Source organism: Streptomyces roseicoloratus, assembly GCF_004117935.1.
In the GTDB taxonomy this organism is placed as follows: Bacteria; Actinomycetota; Actinomycetes; order Streptomycetales; family Streptomycetaceae; genus Streptomyces; species Streptomyces roseicoloratus.
On record NZ_SDOY01000063.1, the window covers coordinates 1 to 7,622 of the forward strand.

Sequence of the window (7,622 nt, forward strand, 5' to 3'; positions counted from 1 at the left end):
CGCCGGAGCCGCGGCCGGGGCGCCGGAACCGTCGTCGATGATGGCCAGCTCGGCGCCGACCTCGACCGTCTCGTCCTCCGCGACCTTGATGGAGGCCAGGATGCCCGAGGCGGGGGCGGGGATCTCGGTGTCGACCTTGTCGGTCGAGACCTCGAGCAGCGGCTCGTCGGCCTCGACACGCTCACCCTCGGCCTTGAGCCAGCGGGTGACGGTGCCCTCGGTGACGCTCTCGCCGAGCGCCGGCAGGGTTACGGAAACCGACATGGTTTCAGTTGCTCCTAACGAATTGCGGAAAGTGGTCGTCGCGCCCGTGTGACGTGAGCGTCAGTCGTGGGAGTGCAGAGGCTTGCCCGCCAGGGCCAGGTGGGCCTCGCCGAGCGCTTCGTTCTGCGTCGGGTGGGCGTGGATGAGCTGCGCGACCTCGGCCGGCAGCGCCTCCCAGTTGTAGATCAGCTGCGCTTCGCCGACCTGCTCGCCCATGCGGTCACCGACCATGTGGACGCCGACCACGGCACCGTCCTTGACCTGGACGAGCTTGATCTCGCCCGCGGTCTTCAGGATCTTGCTCTTGCCGTTGCCCGCGAGGTTGTACTTCAGGGCGACGACCTTGTCCGCGCCGTAGATCTCCTTGGCCTTCGCCTCGGTGATGCCGACGGAGGCGACCTCGGGGTGGCAGTAGGTCACCCGCGGCACGCCGTCGTAGTCGATCGGGACGGTCTTCAGACCGGCGAGCCGCTCCGCCACCAGGATGCCCTCGGCGAAGCCGACGTGCGCGAGCTGGAGCGTCGGGACCAGGTCGCCGACCGCGGAGATCGTGGGCACGTTGGTCCGCATGTACTCGTCCACCAGGACGTAGCCGCGGTCCATCGCGATGCCCTGCTCCTCGTAACCGAGGCCGGCGGAGACCGGGCCGCGGCCGATGGCGACGAGCAGCACCTCGGCCTCGAAGGTCTTGCCGTCCGCCAGGGTGACCTTCACACCGGTCTCGGTGTACTCGGCCGACTGGAAGAACGTACCCAGGTTGAACTTGATGCCGCGCTTGCGGAAGGCGCGCTCGAGGAGCTTCGAGCTGTTCTCGTCCTCGACCGGGACGAGGTGCTTCAGGCCCTCGATCACCGTGACGTCGGTGCCGAAGGACTTCCACGCCGAGGCGAACTCGACGCCGATGACACCGCCGCCGAGGATGATCGCGGACTCCGGGACGCGGTCCAGGGTGAGCGCGTGGTCCGAGGAGATGATGCGGTTGCCGTCGATCTCCAGACCCGGCAGCGACTTCGGCACGGAACCGGTGGCGAGGAGGACGTGACGGCCCTCGACGCGGCGGCCGTCCACGTCGACGGAGGTCGGGGAGGACAGGTGGCCGGTGCCCTCGATGTACGTCACCTTGCGGGAGGCGACCAGACCCTGCAGACCCTTGTAGAGGCCCGAGATCACGTCGTCCTTGTACTTGTGCACGGCCTTGATGTCGATGCCCTCGAAGGAGGCCTTGACACCGAACTGCTCCGCCTCGCGCGCCTGGTCGGCGACCTCGCCGGCGTGGAGCAGGGCCTTCGTCGGGATGCAGCCGTTGTGCAGGCAGGTGCCGCCGAGCTTGTTCTTCTCGATCAGTGCGACGTCCAGGCCCAGCTGCGCTCCGCGCAGCGCCGCGGCGTAACCGCCGCTACCGCCGCCGAGGATCACTAGGTCGAAAACGGTGCTGGCGTCGTTCGCCACGTCACGTCCTCCATGCATGTGCGCTCGTCGCCCGTCTTCGGTGACGGGGCGGCGGCTGGTTCCGGCCGCTTTTCTTCGGCCCTGTGGTGGGGGCCCTGTCCTGCCGAGAACCCATCTTCGCACTTGTTGCCGGACGGCGGGACGCGGGGCCGCGCTCTGAGACGGCCGATCGTCCGTACGGACGGGTAGGGCGGCGTACGAACCTACGGATTTCGTCGCGGGCGAACACCCGGCGGCACCGCCGGCCCGGGCGCCCCGGACCACCGGCCCGGGAACGGGTACGGCCCCGGGGCTGGTGTCCCCGGGGCCGTACCGTCACCTCAGGCGACGGCTCAGAGCTCGCCGTCCGCCGTGCGCTCGGCGAGGCGCACCAGGGTGCGCACCGAGGAGCCGGTGCCGCCCTTGGGGGTGTAGCCGTACGGGGCGCCCTCGTGGAAGGCCGGGCCCGCGATGTCCAGGTGGGCCCAGGTGATGCCCTCGCCCACGAACTCCTTCAGGAACAGGCCGGCGACCAGGCCGCCGCCCATCCGCTCGCCCATGTTGGAGATGTCGGCCGTGGACGAGTCCATGCCCTTGCGCAGGTCCGCCGGAAGCGGCATCGGCCAGGACTGCTCGCCGACCTCGTCCGCGATCTCGTGGATCGCGGAGCGGTAGTCGTCGTCGTTGGCCATGATGCCGAAGGTGCGGTTGCCGAGCGCCAGGACCATGGCGCCGGTCAGGGTCGCGACGTCGACGATCGCGTCCGGGTGCTCCTCCGAGGCCTTGGTCAGGGCGTCGGCCATGACCAGGCGGCCCTCGGCGTCGGTGTTGAGGACCTCGACGGTCTTGCCGCTGTACATGCGCAGCACGTCGCCGGGGCGGGTGGCGGAGCCGGACGGCATGTTCTCGGCGAGGGCCAGCCAGCCGGTGACGTTGACGGCGAGACCGAGCCGGGCCGCGGCCACGACGGTGGCGAACACGGCGGCCGCGCCGCTCATGTCGCACTTCATCGTCTCGTTGTGGCCGGCCGGCTTCAGGGAGATGCCGCCCGAGTCGTAGGTGATGCCCTTGCCGACCAGGGCCAGGGTCTTCTCCGCCTTGGCGTGGGTGTAGGCCACGCGGACCAGGCGCGGCGGGTTCTCCGAGCCGGCGCCGACGCCCAGGATGCCGCCGTAGCCGCCCTTGGTGAGCGCCTTCTCGTCGAGCACCTGCACCTTGAGGCCGTGCTCCTTGCCGGCGGCCTGGACGGCGGCGGCGAACGCGGCCGGGGTCAGGTCGTTCGGCGGCTGGTTGATGAGGTCGCGGGCGCGGTTCATCTCCTCGGCGACGGTGAGCGCGCGCTCCGCGGCGGCCTTGTAGGCCTTGTCGCGCGGCTTGGCGCCGAGCAGGGCGACCTCGCCCAGCGGCTTCTTGCCGCCCTGGCCGTTCTCCTGGTACGCGGTGTAGGCGTACGCGCCGAGCAGGGCGCCCTCGGCGATGGCGGCGGCGTCCTCGGGCGAGGCGATCGGCAGGGCGAACGCGGCCTTCTTCGCGCCGGCCAGGGCACGGGCGGCGGTGCCGGCGGCACGGCGCAGCGCCTCGGCGTCGTAGGCCTCGCCGTCCTCGGGCGCGGAACCCAGGCCGACGGCGAGCACCACGGGGGCCTTGAGGCCGGCGGGGGAGGGCAGCTTGGTCGCCTCACCCTCGGCGCCGGAGGCGCCCAGCGTCTCCAGGACGGCGGCGAGTCCGCCGTCGAAGGCCTGGTCGACGACCTCGGCGCCCGGGGCGACGGCCAGCGTCTTACCGGACTTCGCGACGCCGACCACGAGGGCGTCGGCACGCAGCGTCGCCGCTCCTGCGGTGCTGAGAGTGAGAGCAGTCACGGTGGTGAATTCTCGCTTCCATTGAGTTCTTGGCGGTCGAGGGATGGGCCGACCGTGCCCGCCGCATCGTATTTCGGCCCGATGAGCGCAGGGAACGAAGCCTACGCTCGCTCGCCGCTTTCGCTCACGGCGGTGGTGATTCACTCATCCGTGGTGTCTGTGCCGGGTTTGGGTCCCGGACCCGCCGGGTGCGATTCACACTCGCCTCAATCGCGCAAGGACGACACACCGTCCTTCGCCTCATCTGCGACATCTCCACAGGTCCCGCCGGTCGGCGGGCCCTGCCGAGGGGGGACACCACCGATGGTTTCCAGCCGTTCCCGCATGCCCGGAACCTCCCGCCACGGCGCCTCCCGCGACGGCGGCCGCGGCCGCCGGGGCGCGCCCCGGCTCGCGGCCCTCGCCGCCGCGGGGCTGCTCGCCACCGTCGTGCCCTCCGCGCAGGCCGGCGCCGCCGCCCCGGTCCCGCGGGTCGACCTGACCGTGCTGGTCGTCGACGACGGCGGCAGCGCCGTGGAGGCCATCACCGCCGAACTCGAGGGCTCCGGCGTCCCGTACCGCACGATCGACCTGAACGACCCCGGCCGTCCGGTGATCACCGCCGGCTTCCTCAGCGAGGCCTCCGACAGCGCGACCGGCCGGCCCCGCGCCCGCTACCAGGGCGTCGTCCTGCCGCACGAGGCCGCCTTCGGACCCGACTCCGCCGAACAGGCCGCCCTCGCCGCGTACGAGAGGACGTACGGCATCCCGCAGGTCGACGCCTACACCTGGGCCCACCCGGGCGTCGGCCTCGACTACACCTCGGACGGCGGCTGGTCCGGCGTCCTCGACGGCGCCACCGCCCACGTCACCCCGGCCGGCCAGGCCGGACCCTTCCGCGACCTGCGCGGACCGCTGACCTTCGAGGACAACGACCCGAACGTCTCCGAGAGCTACGGCTACGCGGGCCGCCCCCGGGCCGGCTACACCAGCTACCTCGACATGGCCGCCGCGGACGGCGGCCGGATGAGCCTCGTCGGCGAGTACGCCCACGACGGACGGCGCGAACTCGTCGTCACCTTCGCCTACAACCGGCACCAGCGGCAGTTCCGGGCGCTCGCCCGTGGCATCGTCGAATGGCTCACCCAGGGCGTCCACCTCGGCCGCTCCCGCAACTACCTCTCGGTCCACGTCGACGACGTCTTCGCGCCCGACGCCCGCTGGGACACCGTCCGCAACTGCACGCCCGGCGACCTCGACTGCCCCGGCGGCGACGGCGGGGCCGGCGAGAACCCGGTCCGGATGACCGCCGCCGACGCCGCCTACGCGGCCGCCTGGCAGAAGTCCTCCGGCTTCCTCCTCGACCTGGTCTACAACGGCGGCCAGGGCGAGCAGTGGAAGGCCGAACACGGCGGCACCGACCCGCTCGCCGCCCGGCTGATCGCCGACCGCGCGCAGTACCGCTGGATCAACCACACCTACACCCACCCCTTCCTCGGCTGCGTCCAGGACAGCAGCACCGTGCCCTGGACCTGCGCCAAGACCGGCACCGGCGCGACGGCCTGGGTGAGCCGCGCCGAGATCTCCGCCCAGATCCGGGACAACCTCGGCTGGGCCCACGGCAAGGGCCTGCCCGTCGACCGCACCGAACTCGTCACCGGCGAGCACTCCGGTCTGAAGACCCTGCCCCAGCAGCCCGCCGACAACCCGAACCTCGCCGGCGCCCTCGCCGACAACGGCGTGAAGTGGGTGGGCAGCGACAACTCCCGCGAGCCGGCCCAGCGGCCCGTCGGCACCGGCTCCGGCGCCGCGCGGACCGTGCCCCGCCACCCCATGAACGTGTACTACAACGTCGGCACCGCGGCCGAGATGACCGACGAGTACAACTGGATCTACACCTCACGCGCCGACGGCGGCAGCGGCCTCTGCGAGGACAACCCGTCCTCCACCTGCCTGCCCGCGCCGCTCGACACCGCGACCGGCTACCACGCCCACATCGTGCCGCAGGAGGCCCGCACCGCCCTGTCCCACGTCCTGGGCAACGACCCCAGGCCGCACTACGTCCACCAGTCCAACCTCGCCGAGGAACGCCTGCTCTACCCCGTCCTCGACACGGTCCTCGCCGACTACCGCGCCCTGTTCGCCGACAACACGCCGCTGGTCAACCCGCGCCAGAAGGACGTCGGCACCGAGCTGAGCCGTCGTGCCGCCTGGGAGCGTGCGCTCGACGCCGGCCAGGTCACCGCCTACCGCGTCGGCACCACCGTCACCGTCAAGGCCCCGTCCGGCGTGGCCGTCCCGGTCACCGTGCCCGAGGGCACCCGCAAGCAACTCCTCCTCGGCACCGCCGCCTTCGGCACCGCCTACGCGGGCACGCGCTCCGACTGGACGACACCGGAACTCCTGCAGAACGCCGTCACCCTCCGGCTCCCGACCACCTGAGCCGCCGTCACCATCCCGCCGACACCCACCGATCCACGCGCTCCGGGGGAACGCACATGCCGAGCAGTGGCCGTCACGTCACCATGCTCACCGAAGGCACCTATCCACACGTCCACGGCGGCGTCAGCACCTGGTGCGACCAGCTGATCCGCGGCATGCCCGAGGTCGACTTCCACGTCCTCGCCCTCACCGGCAGCGGCCGCGAACCCGTCACGTGGGAACTGCCGCCCAACCTCACCGCCCACACCTCCTTCCCGCTCTGGGGCCCCGACCCGGCCCGCGCCGGGAGCGCCCCGCGCGGCGCGGCCCGGCGCCGCTTCCAGGACACGTACGAGCGCTTCCTCCTGGCGGTCCTCGACCCCGGGGCGGGACACGACTTCGGCGAGGCGCTCTACGAACTCGCCGCGCTCGCCCGCGCAGGACGCCTGACCGCCGCCCTGCGCACCGAACGCGTCCTGCGCACCCTCATGTGGATCTGGACCATGCCGCACCTGCCGACGGCCGCGGCCCGGCCCACCGTCCACGACGCCCTCACCGCCACCGACCTGCTGGAACACGCGCTGCGCCCGCTCACCGCCCGGATATCCGGCGACCGGGTCGCGCACGCCGTGTCCAGCGGGCTCGCCACGCTGCCGGCGCTGGCCGCCCAGCACTTCGAAGGGGTGCCCTTCCTGCTCACCGAACACGGCATCTACCTGCGCGAGCGCTACCTCGGCTACCGCACCGCGCCCCAGAGCTTCCCCGTCAAGTCCCTCCTCCTCGGCTTCTACCGCGAGCTCAACACCCTCGGCTACCGCAAGGCCGACCTCATCACCCCCTGCAACCAGTACAACCGGCGCTGGGAGGAACGCGGCGGCGCCCCGGTCGAGCGCATCCGCACCGTCTACAACGGCGTCGACCCGGCGGCCTTCCCCTGGGCGGGCCCCGAGCCCGAGACCCCCACCCTCAGCTGGGTGGGCCGCGTCGACCCCATCAAGGACCTGGAGACCCTGATCCGGGCGTACGCCATCACCCGCGCGGAGATCCCCGAGCTGCGCCTGCGTCTCTTCGGCCCGGTCCCGGCCGGCAACGAGGACTACCGCACCCGCCTGGAGAAGCTCGCCGCCGAACTCGGCGTCACCGACGGACTGACCTTCGAGGGCCGCGCCTCCGACGTCGCCGCCGCCTACGCGGCCGGCAACGTCGTGATGCTCTCCTCCATCAGCGAGGGCTTCCCCTTCTCCCTCATCGAGGCCATGTCGTGCGGCCGGGCCACCGTCTCCACCGACGTCGGCGGCGTCCGCGAGGCCGTCGGCGACACCGGCCTGGTCGTCCCGCCCCGCGAACCGGCCGTCATGGCCGCCGCCGTCTCCGCACTCCTCCACGACGACGCCCGCCGCGCCGACCTGGCCGCCCGCGCCCGGCAGCGGGTCGTCGACCGCTTCACCCTCCACCGCTCGGTCGACGGCTTCCGCCGCATCTACCTGGAACTGGCCGGCCGCCGCCCCGAACCCCAGGCGGAACCGGACGACTGGACCGTCGCCCTCACCGACCCCTGGCGCACCGACACGGCCGGAGGCGCGTGGGCATGAGCGGCTCCCTCTGGCTGAAACCGGGCACCACGCAGGATGCCCTTCCGGCGATCCCCCGCCAGCCCACGGCACGGCG

5 protein-coding genes are annotated in these 7,622 nt (G+C 72.3%); 2 read left to right on the forward strand and 3 right to left on the reverse strand.

Annotated elements, in window-relative coordinates; translation table 11 throughout:
- From ESG85_RS05635 to ESG85_RS05645, 3 genes are all read right to left on the reverse strand, one after another.
- Nucleotides 1–264, reverse strand: a 264-nt coding sequence (locus ESG85_RS05635; protein ID WP_342781149.1) for a biotin/lipoyl-containing protein, incomplete at its 3' end; no start/stop codon positions are given.
- Nucleotides 265–324: 60 nt separating this feature from the next.
- Entirely contained in the window at nt 325–1,713 is a 1,389-nt protein-coding gene (lpdA, locus tag ESG85_RS05640; RefSeq protein ID WP_128976915.1) for a dihydrolipoyl dehydrogenase, read from the reverse strand.
- A gap of 332 nt (nt 1,714–2,045) precedes the next feature.
- On the reverse strand, nt 2,046–3,554 hold the full coding sequence (locus tag ESG85_RS05645; protein WP_128976916.1) for a leucyl aminopeptidase: 1,509 nt from the start codon (nt 3,552–3,554) through the stop codon (nt 2,046–2,048).
- 324 nt (nt 3,555–3,878) lie between these two features.
- Between ESG85_RS05645 and ESG85_RS05650 the strand changes: the two genes are divergently transcribed.
- Entirely contained in the window at nt 3,879–5,975 is a 2,097-nt protein-coding gene (locus ESG85_RS05650) for a hypothetical protein (RefSeq protein WP_246094820.1), read from the forward strand.
- Between the two features lie 56 nt (nt 5,976–6,031).
- The gene (pelF, locus tag ESG85_RS05655; protein ID WP_128976918.1) at nt 6,032–7,546 is read left to right on the forward strand and encodes a GT4 family glycosyltransferase PelF; all 1,515 of its coding nucleotides are present in this window, start codon (nt 6,032–6,034) and stop codon (nt 7,544–7,546) included.
- Nucleotides 7,547–7,622 lie beyond the last annotated feature (76 nt).

Bases quoted from the DNA above. Each gene is read 5' to 3' on its own strand.
- ESG85_RS05650 (WP_246094820.1), top strand. From the start codon at position 3,879: ATGCCCGGAACCTCCCGCCACGGCGCCTCCCGCGACGGCGGCCGCGGC.
- pelF (WP_128976918.1), top strand. From the start codon at position 6,032: ATGCCGAGCAGTGGCCGTCACGTCACCATGCTCACCGAAGGCACCTAT.